Genomic DNA, 18,250 nt, shown 5'->3' on the forward strand with positions numbered 1-18,250 from the left:
AGGAATGGCAGCTGCGATGTCTATCCACGCGCCGCGTGCTCCTAGTGCGGAGTAGATGAGCACCGGTAGCAGTATTGCCACAGCCCCCGATCGGATTCCCAAGGAGATCCAGGCCAATCCACCATAGTACCTAATCACGCGAATGTTCCTATTGGTAGCCGGCACAGAACCCTGCCTCAAATCAACCAGGAACTCCTCCGCATCCGAAGGCCGGAAGAAAGCGCCGAGTCGCCTGGTCAAGCGAAGTACGGGTCCAAGTCCAATGAGCTCACTTGCCACGTCCACCCCAAATCAACAAGCGGGACAAACAGCGGGGAACGGCCACCAACCCCGACCGCTGCTGTAATTCGAGTAGGCATTATCCCCGGCTCCGAGGGCAGACCCTCCGAGACTGACCCGGAAGTCTACTCCCTCTGCTGCCTCCTTGGTCTTCTGGGCGACACGATCTGCAGCTCTAGCCCCCGGCAAAACAGTGCGAGCCGCGCTTGACCTCGAGGGGTTGCCGGAGCGGGCGCCGGCTCGGGCCGAGGCCAAGTCCTCCTCCGCCCCTGCGGCGCGGGCCCCTGCATTGAGTGAGCGTAGCGCGGTACCCATGCCAACCAATGTCAGCGCTGCGCTCCCCATATCCAGCCAGGTACCCACCGACTCAATTCCGCCGCCTCCCGCCGAGAAGTCATTGTCGATCGACCATGCAGAGTCGGCGAGCGAGAGGGCGTCTATAGCCAGGGCTGTATAGGCAATGAGGTTCACACCAGGAACTGCCATTGCAATAATCATGACTGCCGGAGCAATCGCAGACGCGGCATTCAGGACGTTGTGGAGCGTGCAAAGACTGAACCAACCGCAGCTCTTCTTCGGAGTGGGCGCAGGACCGTATGTGGTAGTTGTGACAAGGCTTTGAACATAGGTAGTCGTCTCGGTGATGTTAGTTCCGTCGGTAGTGATGGGCATGGCGTCAGACTTCAGATGGGCGGCTACGCACTGGGGTGTGTCCTTGCTGCCCAGGCACTGCTCGTACGTCCAGTTCGACTGGATCGTCGGGATGCTGGCCATGGTGTCTTCGAAGTCTTTTTCACACATAGGCTGGCCGCCGCAGTCGGAGAAGCGCCAGACTGAATGGGTGCTGTCGCCGCCTGCTGTGCCGGTGCGTCCGCTGCCTCCGCTGCCTCCGCTGCCTCCGCTGCCTCCGCTGCCTCCGCTGCCTCCGCTGCCTCCGCTGCCTGACGGAACGTCACTGCCACCTCCACCGTTGCCGCCACCGCTACCGGATCCTCCTCCACCGGTCTGCGGAGGACTGTAGCCACCGTTCGCCCCACCGCAGTTGGGGCTGGAGACTCCCTGGACGCACATGAGCCCGCTGGGGTCGCTGCCGTTGACGGGGTCGTCGCCGGAGTAGGTGTAGCCGCCGAGTTGGTTGGGGTCGGTGGCTTCGAGGATGGGGTCGCGTTGGAGGAAGTGTCCGGTTCCGGGGTCGTATTCGCGTGCCCCGAGGAGATCGAGATTAGTGACGGGATCGGTTGGCTGCCCGAGGTAGCCGCGGTCGTCGACCCAGGTGCTGGGGGTGGTGCCGCGTGGGGTGCCGTACGGGGTGTAGGCGCGGCGGGTCTCATTCGTCAGCGTCGAGCTGATGGTGAGTGTGCCGGTGCCTTGGTCGGTGCTGGCTTCGTAGGTGAGGGCGCCGGTGTTGTCGCGGATGACGGTCGGGCCGGTTCCGGTGGAGTAGAAGCGTTGGGCGGTGATTCCGCGCGAGGAGTTGAGGTAGAGCTGTTCGCCGGGCAGGTAGAGCGTGGTGCTGGTGTTGCCGTCGGTCGTGTCCTTCTGCAGGAGCAGGTTGCCGGAGGCGTCGTAGATGTAGCCCGTACTGGTGTTGGTAGCGCTGTCGCTGACGCCGGTGGTGCGGCCGAGCGGGTCGTAGCTGTAGGTCTGGTTGCTGGTCTGGCTCCCAGCGGCGTTGGTCACGGTGCGCGTTTTGGTGGTGCCGTCCGGGTTGTAGCCGTAGGTGGCTGTGCTCTGGGTGGTGCCCGTGCTGTCTGCGGCGGTCGCGGTTTGGAGCGTGTCGGGCTGGCCGGTGGTTCCGGTGGCACCGTTGTAGGCGAGGTTCTGGGAGCTGGTGACCTGTCCGCTGGTGTTGTAGTCGGTCAAGCCGGTGCGGTTGCCGGAGGTGTTGTAGCTGTAGCTCTCCCAGTAGGGGGCGGGTCCGCCGTTGGTGGCCGCGGTCGGGGCGGTGTCGGTGCAGGCGCCGATGTTGGGGACGCTGGGTGCGGCTTGGGTGGTGACGTAGCTGGTGCCGTTGCCGGTGTCGGTCCAGGCGGTCTGCAGTCGTCCCTGGGTGTCGTAGGTGTAGCACTGCAGGTCGGTGGCGGTGCCGGAGTCCTGGACGTCCATTTGGGCGGTGATCTTGCCTGCGGGGTTCCAGTAGGTGGTGGTGTCGTCGACGTGGCCGGTGCCGTTTTCCTTGTCGAGGATCTGCTCGGTTTGGCGGCCGGTGGCGGTGTCGTAGTACGAGGTTTGGACCAGTTGGTCTGGCGTGGCACCGAGGGTGGTGCGGGTGACGCGGCCCCAGGGGTCGGTGACGGCGCCGGCGAGGTAGGTGGCGCTGCCGCCGGAGTTGACCAGGGAGCCGGCTTCGTCGTAGCCGTTGTAGACGGTCTCGGCGGGCAGGCCGCCGTCGGCGTTGTAGGTGGTGTGGTCGAGCAAGCCGGTGACCGGGGTATACGCGTACTGGATGTCGTAGCTGTTGGCGAGGTTGCCTTCTGCTGCGGGCAGGGTGGTCTTGGTGCCCAGTTGCGCGCCGCGGTTGGTGTAGCCGTCGATGGACTGGATGTAGGGGTTGCCGCTGCTGTAGGAGGCCTGGGAGGCGAGGAGGCCCTTACCGCCGGGAGCGGTGTCGTACGCCCACGCTTCCAGCTCTGTGCTGCCGTCGTAGATGCTGAGCTGTCGGCCGAGGTTGTCGTAGTTGTAGTTGAGAGTGGTGCCGTTGGCATCCGTGCTGGTCTGCAGGTCGCCTTCGGAGTCGTAGCCGGAGGTGGTGGTGCCCGTGTCGGGGTCGGTGCTCTGCACCGTGTTGCCGGCGGCGTCGGTGATGCTGGTGCGCTGGTGGGTGCCGTCGTCGATGGTGGTCAGCATCCCGTAGCCACCGGTGGAGGTGGCGGTGACGGCGAAGCTGTAGTTGGTGGTGACGGCGTCGGAGGAGTTGCCGGTGGCGGTGTTCGAGTTGTACTGCCAGGAGGCGGTGGTGCGGCCAAGGGCATCGGTGAAGGTGCTGGTGGCGTTGCCGCCAGTGGGCGGGGAGACGTCGGTGCGGTCGGCCCCGGGGTATGCGGTGGTGGTGGTCCACTGCAGTTGCCCGTAGGAGTAGAAGCTGGATCCGATGGTGCGGCCAAGTCCGTCGTAGGTGGTGACGGTCTGTCCGGGGGTCCCGCCGTCGGTGCCCTCGTAGAGGGTCGAGGTCGGGGGGCCGCTGTAGCCCTGCGGGACGTATGGGTTGCTGGTCTTGATCTGCCAGCCGTGGGAGTCATAGAAGTCGTCGGTGACCAGGGTGCTGTTGGAGTTGCTGCTGTCCTGGGACACGTCCTGCTGCTGGCGGTCCTGCATGAATGCGTCGAAGATGTCGTAACTGGTGGCGTAACTACCGTCTTCGCGCACGGTCTGTGTCTCGGTCCACGACCGCGGGACGATGGTGGCGTTGTGGACAGTGTCGACGATGTACGTCGGCATGTAGTAGGTGAACTTCTTCGACGGGGAATTGGTTGCGGCACCGGGCAGCCACACGTCAGTCAGGCGCCCGAGGGCGTCATAGGACTCCTTGGTGACGTTGTTGTTGGCATCGGTAGCGCTGGTGGGCAGTTGGCGGGCCTGGTCGAGGGTGGTGGTGTCGGTGAGGGTGCCGGCCGTGCCCCCCGCGGCGCGGGAGACCTGCTGCTTGGTGGGCAGTGTTCCCGTGGCCGGGGTGTAGCTGGTGGTCGTGACGAGACCGCGCATGTTGGTGGAGCTGAGGGCGCGGCCGTAGACGTCGTAGCCGCCGGATGCCGGGGCGGTGGTCTTGGGGGTGAGGTTCTCGGTGCTACCGGTCCACCAGGTCATCGTGTCGATCTCGGTGGGGTTGCCGACGCCGGTCGTCGGGACGGTGCTGGTGGTCGATCCGTCATAGTGGACGAGCGTGTCGGCGATGGTGTTCGCGGCGGTCTTGGCCGGACACGCGCCGGTGCCGACACCGCTGCCGCTGGTCACCGAGACTTCGGTGGTCTGGGCGACCAGGTCGACCATGCCGCTGTTGAGCACGCGATTCGATCCGCTCATCGGCGGGCTCGCGTAGCTGGTGGTCGTACAGGTCTCCTGCGAAGCCGAGCTGCCCAGCTTGGAGGTGTCGCCCTGGTTGTCGGTTTGGACGGGCAAGCCGGTGGTGGGGTTGTAGAGGGTGACGGTCTTGGTGGTGCGGTAGCTGCCGTCCGTGAGGCGGCTGCGGGTGATGACGGTCTGGGCTCCGGTGAGCCATGCTTGCTCGGCCGGCAGGCCCGCAGGGCTGCTCTCGGCGTGGCTGGCGATGCTCTGGGACCACGGGATGGTGACCGTGTCGCTGATCAGGGTGCCGCTGGGCTTGTCGTAGGTCTGCTTCTCCAACGCCATGCCCGCGTACTGGTCGGAGTCGGTGACGGGTCCGTCGCCGAAGGAGGAGCTGACGGCCGGCCAGGAGCGCGGGGTCATGCTGGAGGCGGAGGTGGAGTCGCCGGACATGCCGCGCAGATACGTAGTGATGGTGTCGGTCTGCGGGTCCGGAGCTGTGCCGGTGATGGTCTCGACCTTGTCGTATCCGCGGAACTGGTCCCAGGTGCGCTGACTGTTCGAGGTCAGTGGGGAGTCGTTGCGGTGCCAGATCGGCGGGTCCGGGTACTTGTACTGGGTCTCCTGAGTGGGCGAGGTCTGGCTGCCGTCGATCTGACGGACGTCCTTGACGACATATTTCTCGAACCAGTCCTCGATCGGTGCGTTTGCCTTCGGTGGGGTCCAGTACTCCTGATAGCAGAGTCTGGTGTCGTCCGAGGGTGTGGGCAGATCAGGGCTGGTTGGAGACTGGTTACAGTCGGGGCTGCTGTAGTCGACGTTCAGGTAGCCGCCGGTTTCGGTGTCCACGGCGACGATGCGGAAGCGGTAGAACAGCGGCCAAGCTGTCGGGCCGGCCACTCGGTTTGGCATTCCTGTGTAGATGAACGTCACTGGCTGCACAGGTATCGACGTCGAGCCGTCGTTGCCGGTGCGGGTGATCGTGTCCAGGCGCATGGCCGGGGATGTACCGTCACCGGGGTCCACGAACGACTGGGACAAGGTGTAGGTGTCGACGTCCGCCGGGGTGAACGTGGTGGTGCTACCGGTGTTGATCTGGGTCTGGATCTCGGTGAGCCGGACTTCAGAGAAGTACGCCATCGCCCACGCGTTACAGGTCCCGGTTGAAGCACAGACCTGGTCGTAGGGGACATCGTCCCAGCTGCTCGCGGTCCCGGAGGCGAGCGGGGAGCAGCCAGAGGTGAAGCAGCGCGGACCGGTGGTGAACACGATGCGGGCGGCCGGTGCCGGTTTGGCTCCCTCAGTGGCGATGTCGGAGGCGCGCCAGCCGTAGGAGATGGTGTTCAGGTACGCCGAGCGGTCGTAGACCGTGTTGGAGTGGGCGCTGCCGCGGGCGTAGTAGTTGGTCTCCTGGGCGTAGTTGTACGCGGTGGCGTTGCCATGCGGGTCGATGACGAAGTCGAGGTACCAGCGGTAGGGCATGTTGGCGACGTAGTCGCTACTGGATCCGGACGTGGCGCCGTCGCAGTCACCGCTGGTGGGACAGTAGATCGGTTCGGTGGACACCGAGTTGCTGGCGGGGTCGGATCCGGTGCCGCCCTCAGCCGTGGGGAGCTTTCCGGCGCCGTAGTACATGCGGGTGCCGTTCGGCAGAGTGATGACCCAGTACTCGCCGTTGTAGGCGCTGTTGGGGGCGCCGGTCTGCATGGTCACGGTGGCCGCGCTGCCCGTCAGGTGCCAGGCGTGGGAGGTGTCGTCATAGACCAGCTGCCCGGAGACGTTGCTGCCGGCGACAGTGACCTCGTGCCCGCCGTAACCCCAGCAGGTGTCACCGGAGTTGGCGATGCCGTCCTGGGAGCAGGATTGGTAGGAACGCTCGATGTAGTCGGTCATGCCGGACCAGCCGTCGCCGATCCAGGAGGGCTGGGTGTTGCTGGACGCGGTCTCCCCGTCCACGGACGACGACGCGTAGTCCAAGGAGACCTGTGGCGTGGCACCGCCGAGGGCTGAGGGCACGTCGACGCTGTAGCTGTAAGTGAAGTCGCCGGTCGAACCGCCGGCCGACCACTGGTCGGATGGCTGGAGCGGGGTGGCGGTGAAGTTCCCAGTGGAGCCGGAGGCCCCGGAGACCGCAGCGAACACCTGCATCTGGGCATCCGTCGCAACCGCGGCCGATGTCCCGGCCGTGTGGTCGACCGCCGTCGTGGCGGTGCTCGCCGCGCCGGTCAGGGCGGCGTCCGCGACGAGGCGCTTGGTGGCGGGGTCGACGGCCGTCGGGACGGGGGTCTGCTTCTGGCATACGGCGAGCTGAGGGGTAGTTAGCGCGCAGGCGGGCAGTTCCACCAAGCTGAGGCGCTGGTCGAAGTCGGCGCCGTACTGTCCGGCTAGGAGGCTGCGGTCCAGTTGCAGGGCCACGCGGCCGCTTGCGGCGCGGCCATCGTTGCGGGTGATGCCGAACAGGACGCCGGAGGGGTAGCCGGCTCTCCGGGCCGCGGCGGGGGCGGCGAACTGGACCTTCACCGCGGAGGGGGCGGCGGCGCCGGTGGTCGCGGGCGCGACCCACAGGGGCGAGGCTCCCACCCGCACGCCGGGGCCGGTGCTGACGCCGCTCCTCGCCAGCGCGGTGACGCGGCCACCTGCCGTGGTCGCGGCCGGGAGCGCGGTGGTGGTCTGGCCCGCGACCGGCAGGTCTACCGGCTTGGGCCGGTAGGGGGTCGTCGTCGCAGGGGTCCCCTTCGGCGGCGGTGCGGCGAAGTGGCCGGGCACGGTGGGCACCTTCGGCAGCGAGGTCTGCGGCGGGGACCAGATCTGGCCCTTGGCGTAAGTCGCCGCGAAGGCGACGTCCGGGACGGCCATGGCGATCAGGCCGAGCAGAAGCGTGAAGGCCGCGACGCGGGGCCAGCGGCGACGGTGGAGGGTGCGACGATGCTGCCTGTTACCCACAAGTGCCCCCGTGGCGTAGTGGTGACGTCTGGTCAGGCGCTGCGCAAGGAATCTTCGACCACAACGAATCGCCCACGGAGGTAGCTTGACGAACTCTTACCTGCAAACGCACGTCACATGTCTGCAAGAAGTGCACAAAATCGGCACAGAGAGTCAATGTGAGGTGCATCACATATCTGAAGATCCGTCAGGGGCGGGACTACGTTGGCCGCGTTCACGGCACCACCGCATATCCCATCGCTGACACGGGAGGCCCCGCATGGGGTACACGATCGGGACATCAGGGGGACGCCTACGGCGCTGCCTGCCACGTCTTGCCGCGGCCACCGCCGCCGCGCTCGTCGCAACAGCACTGCAAGCGTTCGCCGTTCCAGGCATAGCTCAGGCCGACGGCCCCGGAGTCACGGTGTCACCGGAGGCCGCCGCCCTGGCGCAGGCACAGTCCACGGGGCAGAGCGTCCCGGTGGACGCGGATACCACCAGCACCTCGACCACGGTGGCCAACCCCGACGGGACGTTCACCTACACCGCAGGCGTCCTGCCGGTCCGCGCCCAGCAGAACGGCACCTGGGTGCCCGTCGACGCCACCCTCACCCCGGTCAGCGGCGGCTACTCGCCGAAGGCCGCGGTGTCCGGGGTCGTGTTCTCCGCGGGCGGCACAGGCCCGCTGGCGACGCTGACCAACAGCTCCGGACAGAGCGTGTCGGTGTCCTGGCCCAGCGCGCTCCCTGCTCCCACGGTCTCTGGAGCTACCGCGACGTACGCGGGCGTGTACCCGGGCGTCGACCTGCAGATGACCGCAACCGTCGAGGGCGGCTACACCGAGCAACTGGTCATCACCAATGCCACCGCCGCCGCCAATCCGGCCCTCGCGGACATCCACTTCAACACAAGCACCAGCGCGGGCCTCACCCTCTCTACCAACACCTCCGGCGGCCTGCAGGCCACCGACGCCAGCGGGAACGTGGCCTTCTCCTCCCCGACCGCCACCATGTGGTCCACACCGACTTCCAGCAGCGGCGCCGCATCAGGGCAGAGCGCGAGCCAGGGCTCCTCACCGTCGAGCGAGGACACCGCTGCGACGCCTGTGGGCGTCGACGTCAGCACCACGGGCATGGATTTGGTGCCCCCGACCAGGGCGCTGACTTCCAGCAACAACACCTATCCGCTGGTCATCGATCCATCGCTGGCGCCGAAGGAGTTGGGCTGGACCTGGGTTTCCTCCGTCGACTCCGGCAGCAGCTTCTGGGAGGGCAGCAACAACACCCACGACAGCAACAACCACGTGGGATACGACGACTGGTGTTCCGACGGCTCCAGCGGCTGCACCGGCTTCGGTGTGACCCGGTCCCTGTACAACTTCGACATGACCGGGTTGCTTGGCAAGCACGTGACCGGCGCCACGCTGACGATCTATGAGCAGGGGCCGACGTCGTCCTGGTCAGGATCGAACCCGTATGACCTGCACGGCGGCGGTGCTATCGACCCCAGTACGACCTGGGACAACGCCAGCATCTGGTCCGCGGTCTCCTCCAGCAGTAGCTTGGCCAGCCTCAACAGCAACTCCCAGGGCAGCGCCGACTTCTCGGCCACCTCACTGGTGCAGAACGCCGTCGCGAGCAGCTACCACTCCCAAACGATGGTCATCCAAGCCCAGAACGAGTCCGACGACACCGCCTACCGCGAACTCCTCGGTGGCGCACAACTCCAGGTCACCTACTGGGCCACGCCGCCGGCGCCGGGCAACCTGTCGATCACCAACAGCGGAAAGACCATGCCCTGCACAACCTCGGGAGGTGTCGACACCGCCTCCCCCGGCTACTGGGTCAACGCCAGCGACTCCAAGACCATCAAGCTCAACGCCACCCTCAGCTCCCCAGACTCCGGCTCCTATGGCACGACCGAAACGAGCCAGTTCTGGCTCCACGAGACCTCGCCCAACCCGCCCGCGCACTGGAGCAATCTGGGAGGCACCACCGTCACCCTCCAGGCCAATCCGCAGGCGACCAGCATGACCACCCCCCCGCTGGACGACAACGCCATCTATCAGTGGCAGGCCTACGCCACCAACCCCGGCGGCTACGGCAGCGATGCCGCACCGGCAGCCACCACCGACTGCTGGTTCCAGACCGACTTCACACCCCCGACTCTCGGGACGCCGAGCGGAACGCCGCCCACTTCAACGGCAAGCGGCAGCAACACCGCCACCATCACCTTCAGCGCGACCGACACCGGCTCCGGAGTGGCCAACTTCCTGTTCAATATGAACGGCACCTCCCTGACCAGCGGCGGAGACGGCGAGAAGACCATCTCCACCAGCAACGGGACAGCGCAGTTCACCGTCACCGCCGAACACTGGGGCACCAACACGCTCTGGTACAGCGCCGTGGACGCGGCCGGCAACCAGGCCCAGCCCCAGCACTTCGACTTCTACGTGCCCGACAGCGCCTACACGCCCGGCGTCGCGGGCGACCTCAACGGCGACGGTACCCCCGACATCGCCGCGGTCACCAAGAGCGGCGACCTGAACTTCTACAACGACCCCCTCAGCGCCGACCCCGACACCAGCGGACAACCCCTCATCCCTGCGAGCAGCGCACCCGGCGGCGCCGGCTTCACCGGCGACATCATCGCCCACGCCGGCTCCTTCACCGGCCTGACCTGCGACGACCTCGTCGTCGTCCAGCCGAAGGCCGACAACGGCTCCGGGACGGCGACCATCGAGGCCAACAACTACTGCTCGAAGACCAACAAGTCCGGCGTATTCACCCCGATCACACCCATCGCCCGACCCACCGCGATCACCGGCGACAGCACTAACTACAACACGACTGGGTGGGCCAACGTGCAGCAGGCCGTCGCCCTGCCTCCGAGCGCCGCGACCTACAACCAGCCGGCCCTGGTCACCCTGGAGAACGACAACAACGTACAGACCGTGTGGCTGTTCACCGACAACAGCAACGCCGCGCGGTTCACCAACGCCACCCTCCTCGCCACCGGCAGCGCCTGGTCCGGCGTCACCCTGATCTCACCCGGACTCATCAACGGGGCCCCAACCCTGTGGGTACGCAACAACTCCACCGGCGCCATTACCGAGTACGACAACATCACCGGCACGCTCACCAGCAAAACCCTCGCCGGATCGGGCTACACCTCGGCCACCTACCCGATGATCACCTCCGACGGCCCACTTGGAACCGTCACAAGCGGCGCCACCAACGGACCGGCCCTGTGGGCCGTCACCCCGAGCGGAGCCCTCGACCTGATCACCACCACACTCGACGGAACCGGCAACGTCAACGCCTTCCAAGCGCCGGTCACCATGACCTCGACCGGCTGGGGCAGCAACATCACCAGCCTCAACTGAACCTGTGCCACCCGCACTTCGGCCGCCGCCCGCCCGCCTGGGCACGGGCGGCGGCTCTGGGCATTCACAGACGCAGCCATCCAAACCCGACCTCCGCATCCAGGAGCTGCCCCATGAGGCGCAACCTTCTTCTGTCCGCGGCCACCACCACTGCGCTCATCGCCGGTGCCATCGCCTGGCCAGCCGCTGCATTCGCCGCCGACCCCCAGCCGCAGGTAGCCGGCCTGGCCGCACTGCAGACCAGCCACGGCTACGTCCTGCAGGCGACCACCACCGGGGCCGTCGGTCACGTCACGTTCACCCTGCGCGAGAGCTACCCCAACGACACCGCCGGCCCCGACATCGACATCACCATCGGCCAGCCCGCGGCCGACGGCAGCTGGCAGACCACCGCCCCGCTCGACCTGCCCGCCGCCGACTACTACCTGTCCGCCCATGCCTACGCCCCGGACGGAACCCCCAGCTACGAGACCTTCGTCGGCGGCTGCGCCATCCCCATCAAGCCGCTGCCCGTCTTCCACGACACCGCCTTCAGTCCAGGCCCGCTGTCCTACGACAACCCCGTCGAGACCGTCACCGGCACCCTCACCACCTACGACCCCAACACCGGCGACACCAGCACCCCGTGGACCCGGCCGATCAACGTCACCGCCACCGGCGACGACGGCCTAGGCAGCGGAAGCACCGCCACCACCCACACCCTCGCCTCCGGCGGCAGCTTCCATATCGCCTTCCAACCCGCACCCGCCTGGACCGGCGACGAACCCGTCGCCGTCACCGCATCGCTCACCGACCCGACTCCCGAAGGCTGCCCCGCCGACACCGTCACGGGCCCCGCCACCACCATCCCCGTCACCCACGACCTGCCCACCCGGATCCTTCTCGACCACAACAGCGCGACCGCTACCGCAGGCACGCCCATCACCGTCACCGGCACCCTCCAGTACCAGAACAGCGCCGGCTGGCACCCGCTCCCCAGCACCTGGCTGTTCCTCAACGGCGACGGCACCACCTCCGGCCCCCAGGCCGTGACCGACACGACCGGCCGCTTCGCCTTCACCACCACCGCCCCCGACGCGACCGCCACCTGGCCGGTCAACATGGCCCGGGCCACCTCCTACCTCGCCACCACCCAGGCCGACTTCACCATCACCTCCGTCCCCGATCAGCCCGCCCTGGAGCTGTCCGGAGCGTCGATCGACGCCAACAGCAACCTCACGTTCCACCAGAGCATCACCAGCCCGACCAGCACTCCGGGCGGGACCGTGCAACTCCAGCAATCCGCAGACGGCCGCACCGGCTGGACCACCATCACGACGCTGCCCGCAGCCACCGCCACCCACACCGTGCACGCGTCCAATCCACACGGCCACTGGCGCCTCTACACGCCGACCGCACCCGGCTACGCACAAGCCGTCAGCGACACCGTCCACACCTTCCGCTACCAGACCCGCATCACCGGCGGCCCCACCACCACCAGCGTCCGCCCCGGTACCTGGGTCCACTTCACCGGCACCCTCGCCCAGCAGGGCTACGGCCCCTGGACCCCCGACGCCAACCAGACCGTCCAACTGTGGTTCCGCCCCACCGGCTCCACCCGCAGCTACCTCGACGGCACCGCACACACCAACACCCAGGGCTACCTCGCCCTGTGGGCACGCCCCACCACCAGCGGCACCTGGACCCTCAGCTACCAGGCCACCAGCGTCTGGAACACCAACGCGTCCACCACCGCCACCATCCAGGTCAGCTGATCACCACTCGGGGCCGCCGCTTGGGCGGTGGCCCCGGGCATCATCAACGCTGCACACCCGGAGGACTTCGGCCCAACGTGGTCGACGCACTCGTCCGAGTAGGTCGGGCTCCGGGAGCCAGCCGTGCCGCCGGCTCCAGAATGCAGCGCGAGTTCAGCCATGGACTGCTGCCCAAACCCTCCCCGATACCAGGGCGGCAAACCAGCTTTCTTGACGCGTTCTGGGCGGCGGCCCCTGACGCTCACAAGGAATGCGAGGGCACCCGGGCCCTGAGCGAGGTTCTGCTGCCGCACCGTCAGCTGCCCGTTGAGGCCGTTATCGCCGGGATCAAGCGAGTGCTCTCCGCTGGGTCCGGCAGTCCGGAGGTCGTCGTGATCGAGGCCCGCAAGGCCATGGAGGCCGAACACCAGGGCGAGCAGTGACCTGTTACGCCGGCGGAGTGGCCCTGCCCCGGCGCTGTCGCCACTCGGCTGCGTATCCCAAGTCGTCGCGCATGCCCGGTGGGGCGAGCAACCTCGGCTGGTTGAACAGGAAAACCGTGAGGTGCAGGAACAAGCAGACCACGATCCCGACCACGGCAACGACTTCAAGCGCGACTACCCCAAAGGCTCGGCCCAGCACGAGCACATCGACGAAGACCGCGAAAACGGCCAGCGGCAGAAGGCCCCGCATCCGACTGCGCTCCTTCGGCGGGAGGAGGGCATGCTTGGCGAGCCGGTCCGCAAAACGCCGCGGGCGCAACCACAGGAGCCACACGGCGCTCATGACGAACAGCGCCACCAGCGTGAAAAAGAACACGGCTACGACCTTGATGACCATGAACTCCTCCTAGGGCGGACCCCAAGTATGCAGGTCACACCCCTAGTCTCCCTTCTTCTGTCGGCGAGCCCGAAATCGTCGATACAGGCCGTCGAGCGTCAGCACGAGCATGACGCCAGCGAACGCGACCCATCCCCATGAGGCGCCGTGCGGATGCCCTCTCAGCTCTTCACCAGGAGGCCGATCGTCGCCACCAGACCTGAGAATCCGAGTGCGAAATCGAGTGGGCCACCGTCTCTGAACGGATTCTTCATGGTCTGGTCCTTCCGACCTACCCTCGCACTCACCGCGTCGGCGAGAGAGTACTCACCGAGTCACAGGTAGCCCGTAGCAGGGGCACGGTCTTCCAGGCCAGGGCCACTGCGAGGGACATGTCGGACAAGCACATCCGTATCGGCGACAAGCCGTCGACCTGCGGAAGGAGCTGCCGTGCTCGCCCGGAACGTCCCCCAAGGGAGCGCGCTGTCGCTTTCGCGCCGATCACCGCGCTCCTCGTCATGGGGTCACGGTTCAAGGGACCGGAGGAGAACCCGATGACGTGGTTCACTAACAGCCGAGCCGCCACCGGACTGCCGCGCTGGGCTGCCAGGCGTGCGAGGTTTGCCATGATGCCGACCGACCCATTGAACGCCATGCCTGGTCGCCAGGTGCAATCCCACGTCCTGTCTGCCACCCATGCGGCACCCAGACCTCGATTCCCGTGCGACAGGCCCAGCGACCTGCAACTCGAGCGGTGTTGGTGGGGCCCTGCCGTGGGCAGGATGTGATCAAGTAACAGTCTCGCTGTCTGATCGCATCCGACAGACCTACGGGCCATCTTCAACTGTGGCTCGGGCTACACAGATCGACTGCAGCCGACCGTGGCCGCGAAGCACGGCAGGACGGGGGAGAATGGGCAGGCTCGCACCATCGGCGGTCGAGCTGCTGGCGCGGAGCTCGACCGCAACGAGCGTACTGCGTGCGGTGGCCTACTTGCGGGTCTCGACTGAGGAGCAGGCCCACGGCTACGGCATCTCCTACACCGCGAAGCGCGTTGCAAAGTATGTGGACGCCAAGGGCTGGGAGTTGGTCGCGTCGTTCGCGGATGAGGGCTTCAGCGGGAGCCTGGATCACACAGAGCGTCCCGAGTTGAGGGAGCTGATGGCCCAGGCCCGGCGCACCCCGCGGCCGTTCGACGTCGTGGTGGTCGCAGAGGAGCGGGCGATCGGGCGGCGCGGGCGCGCTTTCTGGCCCTGGGTGTGGCAGTTGGAGGACCTGGGGATCTTCGTCGCGGTGGTGAAGGGCGACTACGACAACACCACCGAGCAGGGCCGTTCCCGGATGAGGAAGGCCCAGGACGCCGCAGAGGACGAGCGCATCGTGATCCGCGACCGGACTCAGGGCGGCGTGCAGGAGAAGGCCGAGGCCGGGGGCTGGCCCGGGGGGCGGCCACCGTACGGCTACCGGATCGAGAACCGGGGCCGCCGCGGGGAGAGCCGCCTGGTCCTCGACACCGGCGGCAAGGAGTCCGCCCACGCGATTCTGCACCGCGCCCGGCGCCTCCTCGTCGAGGAGCAACTGACGTGCAGCGAGATCGAGACGCTCTTCAACGCGGAGGGGATCCCCGGCGCGACCGGCGGCCCATGGCCCCGAGGCTCCCTGCGGAAGATCCTCACCGGGCAGACGATCCAGGAGTCACGGCGCGTGTTCCGCGACCCCGCCAACGCCTGGGTCCAGGTCGACGCCGACGGATCACCGCTGTTCGGCGAGCGGGTAGAGATCCGCCTGGACCCGGCCTTCAGCCCCACGGAACTGCGGACACTCAACGAGGCCCTCGCCAGGACCGCGGATGGGCGCAAGCCCCGTTCCGCCGACGCCGTCCACCCACTCTCCGGGCACGTTTTCGGGCTGTGCGGTGCCCACTACACCGGCCTCGTCCACGGGCGCAGCAGGCGCCGCAGCTACCGCTGCTCCGGGAACCGGCTTTCCGTTAGTGGCAAGGCGAAGTGCGGCTGCCGCAGCTTGGACGCCGAAGAACTGGAGAGTCGAATCTGGTCCGCGGTCAGCGCCCTGATCACCGACCCCGACAGGCTTGCCACACTGGCCGAGCCGCCGGGCGAGACGATGCAGACGGGTGTCGAGGACGAAGCCGAGGTCCGTATCCTTGCCCCGCGGATCGCGGAGCTGGAGACCGCGATCGGCGTGACCACGGCCACGACGGCCCTGCAGGCCGTCCGCCGGGGACTCGGTCCCGAGGCTGCTCAACTGGTCGCCGAACGCGCAACCGGGCCCCTGGAAGAAGACCTGGCTCTGCTGGAGGCCCCCCGGGACAAAATCCTCGAGCGGCAAAGAACCGCCGCCGAGCAACGGCTCCAGGCGGGCGAACTTCGCCGACTCGCACACGCAGCGGTCCGCCTCCTGCACGCCCCGACCCCCGGCCAGCTGAAAGAGACCTACGGCCGCTTGGACCTGCGAGTGACCGTGCTCGCCCCCAGGACCGGGCGACGGGTGCGCAGCGACGACGCGCTCTGTTCCTGGTTCCGCAGCCGGAACCTTGACGTGCCACTCCTCACCGACGAGGCGTGGGACCGCCTCGCCCCGATCTTCACCGACCGCAGAGGACGCAAGCCCAAGGACACGCCCCGCGCCTATGTCGAAGCCATCCTCACCAAGGCACGCACCGGCCGCAGTTGGAGCGAGTTCCCCGGCGCACGGTCGATCTGGCAGAAATGGTCCACCAGCGGCATGTGGGAGCAGCTCATGTGTGCCGTCGCCGACCTTCCGGGCACACCCGTCGCCACTGGCGCGCCCGTTCCTCCTGTACGTATCGAGGGGTCAGTGGGCGCGTGGCTGGCGCCCGCGGACGGTCAAGTGGCGGTGGAGTCCGAACCCTCACCGCCGGGAGCGGCTCCCTTCCAGCTACTGCTGCCCTCGTAGCCGCTCCTCGGCCAGTGTCCGCCGCCGCGGGCGGCCACGTGCCCAGCAGCGCTGTGCCCATGAGATGCAAGGCGCAGGCTGTTGGGTGGGCGGTGGCGGAGTGAGGTACGGCTTCCGCTGGATCAGGCCGCTACGAGTCGCTCTGATCGAGGAGTCGGAGGGCCAGCACGGTGCCGTCGTCCAGGACGGACACCGGACCGTTCCAGCCGCGGTCCCATGCGGCGCGCCGGCGGTCCTGCCACTCGTCGTGGATCGTCTCCCGGTACAGGTCCAGGCGCCCGCTCGCTAGGTAGGTGAAGAGGTCGCTGTCGATCCCGGAGAAGGCTTCGACGCGGGTGTGGTTGATCCGGAAGACGTGGTCGGTGCCGACGAAGTGCCGTCCGAAGAAGTCGTACTCGGCGTCCTGAACACTGTCGGTCGCGGCGTGGACGAGGCGGGTGTAGCGGTTCCGGCCCTGCCGTTGCAGGAGGTAGCGAGCGGTGGTGCGGTCGTGGCCGGCGAAGGCCCCGAGGCTGGCGGCGGCGGTACGGGCCAGGACTTGCTGGAACCACTCGAAGTCGGAAGCTTCAACGTGGCAGCCGGGGAGACCGTCGGGCCGGGGCCCGGCTTCCTCGTCCCAGGGCGGCTGGATTCCGGGGTAGAGGTTCTGCTGGAGGGCCTCATGGTTGACCCCGGTCTGCGGCTGCGTTGAGTTCTTCAGCCAGCCTCCGGTTCCCTTCGCTTGGAGCGCGTGAACGGTGAGCGGTCCGTCCATGGGCAGCGAGGTGCTGAACAGCAGGGCGGGGGTCTGGTTCCACGCGCCGATGTGCACGCCCTCGGCGTGGACGGACGCGGAGGCGAGCTGGGTGTGGGAGACGGCGGCGTTGCTGTGGTTGCCCTTGATCGCGATGGGGATGGCACGGGAGCGCTCGCCGGGCTTCCATACTTCGGCGAAGAACTGGGGCCGGTAGCGGTAGCCGACGCTGGCGCCGCCCTTTCCGGCGTCCTTGCTGGTGAGCGCGAAGCCTGCGCGCACGGCTGAGCTAGCGGGGACGAAGGTGACGGCGTGGCCGGGGTACTGCGCGCGCAGCAGGCGGCGGGCGGTCGCGAGCGCGAATCCGACGCCGAGTTCGTCGGACTGGATGGCTTTGTAGTAGTTGGCGGTCTCCTTTCCCTCGGTGGACAGGGCCATGAAGGCTTCTTCGCGGCCGGTGAGGGCTTGGGTGTATTTCAGGCAGGCCCAGTGTTCGGCGAGACCGCGTCCGGCGCCACGGTGGGAAAGGCTGATGGCCCTCCCCAGGGTGTGCAGAACCTCCCACGGGGTCAGCTCGATCGGCTGCTGCACCTCCCTTGCCGACAGCGCCTGCAGGCGGGGCTTGCGGCGCAAGGGTTCCAGGGCGTCGTTCTCGCGTTCCTTGTCGTCCTCCGCCGCAGCTGCCTCAACGCTGCCGACGAGCTTGCTGCTCGCGTCGACGGCAACGTTCGAGGTGCGGATCAGGTCGTGCAGGACTTCGGCAACCGACTCCACGCTCTCCCCCAGGCGCTCGCTCCACTGGCACGGCAAGTCGTGGAGCCTAACGTCGGCCTCGGGGGCGCAGGCAGGGCGCAAGGCGGCGCCTGAAAGCACATGGCATGCGCCGGACATTTTCAGGCCATTTCTGCTTCTTGCCCGGCCACGGCCACCGTTCGCCTGCGTCCAAAGGGAGGCTCGGGCTAGCCTCCGGGTCGTGGCCTGCCTGCTGCATTGCACGGCGATGCGTCGAGGGGGAGATCAGTGCTGGCATCAGACGAGTTGGCTGTCGAGATCGTGGACGACGACGTGCTGCGGGCGATGCGCCGGGTGCGGGAGCTGAAGGCGCACCTGGCGGCCGGCGGTGTCACGGCCTCCCCGCTGCCTGGCGACCGCCGGTCCAGCCCGGACGGCAAGGGCGCAGGTGCCATTGAGGTCATCGGACTGGTCATCAATGGCGGAGGCTTGGCGATTGGCGCGCTGCAAGTGTGGATGGCGCGCGTCTCGCGCCAACAGCTGCGGTTCCGTCGCGCTGATGGCGCAGAACTCACTGCTGTTGCCAAGGAATTGAGTGAGCATCCGGAGATGCTGGAACGCTTCATGCAAAGCGGCAGCCTGTCAGCGGCCCAGCCTGCCCCGACAGCGGGAGACGGCCCGGACGCGGACTCGGCCTGAGGGGCA

8 protein-coding genes are annotated in these 18,250 nt (G+C 67.6%); 5 read left to right on the top strand and 3 right to left on the bottom strand.

Annotated features, from left to right (window positions below):
- Positions 1-291: 291 nt before the first annotated feature.
- Positions 292-7,224 carry an RHS repeat domain-containing protein gene (locus tag I2501_RS40740; RefSeq protein ID WP_196196704.1) on the bottom strand — a complete coding sequence of 2,311 codons (6,933 nt, stop codon included), beginning with the start codon at positions 7,222-7,224 and terminating at the stop codon, positions 292-294.
- Between the two features lie 406 nt (positions 7,225-7,630).
- On the opposite strand from I2501_RS40740, the gene I2501_RS26275 reads away from it, so the two are divergent.
- The 3 genes from I2501_RS26275 to I2501_RS26285 all read left to right on the top strand — a co-directional run bounded on the left by I2501_RS26275 (position 7,631) and on the right by I2501_RS26285 (position 12,767).
- A complete protein-coding gene (locus I2501_RS26275) occupies positions 7,631-10,591 on the top strand; it encodes a hypothetical protein (protein ID WP_196196705.1) in 2,961 nt (986 codons plus the stop codon).
- Between the two features lie 113 nt (positions 10,592-10,704).
- A complete protein-coding gene (locus I2501_RS26280) occupies positions 10,705-12,345 on the top strand; it encodes a hypothetical protein (protein ID WP_196196706.1) in 1,641 nt (546 codons plus the stop codon).
- A 140-nt stretch (positions 12,346-12,485) separates the two neighbouring features.
- Positions 12,486-12,767 (top strand): hypothetical protein, encoded by a 282-nt coding sequence (locus I2501_RS26285; RefSeq protein ID WP_196196707.1) that lies wholly within the window; start codon positions 12,486-12,488, stop codon positions 12,765-12,767.
- A 4-nt stretch (positions 12,768-12,771) separates the two neighbouring features.
- On the opposite strand, the gene I2501_RS26290 is transcribed toward I2501_RS26285, so the two are convergent.
- Complete coding sequence (locus tag I2501_RS26290) at positions 12,772-13,164, bottom strand: hypothetical protein (protein WP_196196708.1); 393 nt, start codon at positions 13,162-13,164, stop codon at positions 12,772-12,774.
- A gap of 972 nt (positions 13,165-14,136) precedes the next feature.
- Between I2501_RS26290 and I2501_RS26295 the strand changes: the two genes are divergently transcribed.
- A complete protein-coding gene (locus tag I2501_RS26295; RefSeq protein WP_196196709.1) occupies positions 14,137-16,080 on the top strand; it encodes a recombinase family protein in 1,944 nt (647 codons plus the stop codon).
- Positions 16,081-16,210: 130 nt separating this feature from the next.
- Here the strand turns inward: I2501_RS26295 and I2501_RS26300 are convergent, their stop codons facing one another.
- Positions 16,211-17,587 carry a hypothetical protein gene (locus I2501_RS26300; protein ID WP_196196710.1) on the bottom strand — a complete coding sequence of 459 codons (1,377 nt, stop codon included), beginning with the start codon at positions 17,585-17,587 and terminating at the stop codon, positions 16,211-16,213.
- 264 nt (positions 17,588-17,851) lie between these two features.
- Between I2501_RS26300 and I2501_RS26305 the strand changes: the two genes are divergently transcribed.
- A complete protein-coding gene (locus I2501_RS26305; RefSeq protein ID WP_196196711.1) occupies positions 17,852-18,244 on the top strand; it encodes a hypothetical protein in 393 nt (130 codons plus the stop codon).
- Positions 18,245-18,250: the final 6 nt, after the last annotated feature.

Source organism: Streptacidiphilus fuscans, from assembly GCF_015690355.1.
Lineage (GTDB): Bacteria > Actinomycetota > Actinomycetes > Streptomycetales > Streptomycetaceae > Streptacidiphilus > Streptacidiphilus fuscans.

Bases quoted from the DNA above. Each gene is read 5' to 3' on its own strand.
- I2501_RS26280 (WP_196196706.1), top strand. From the start codon at position 10,705: ATGAGGCGCAACCTTCTTCTGTCCGCGGCCACCACCACTGCGCTCATC.
- I2501_RS26285 (WP_196196707.1), top strand. From the start codon at position 12,486: ATGCAGCGCGAGTTCAGCCATGGACTGCTGCCCAAACCCTCCCCGATA.
- I2501_RS26290 (WP_196196708.1), bottom strand. From the start codon at position 13,164: ATGGTCATCAAGGTCGTAGCCGTGTTCTTTTTCACGCTGGTGGCGCTG.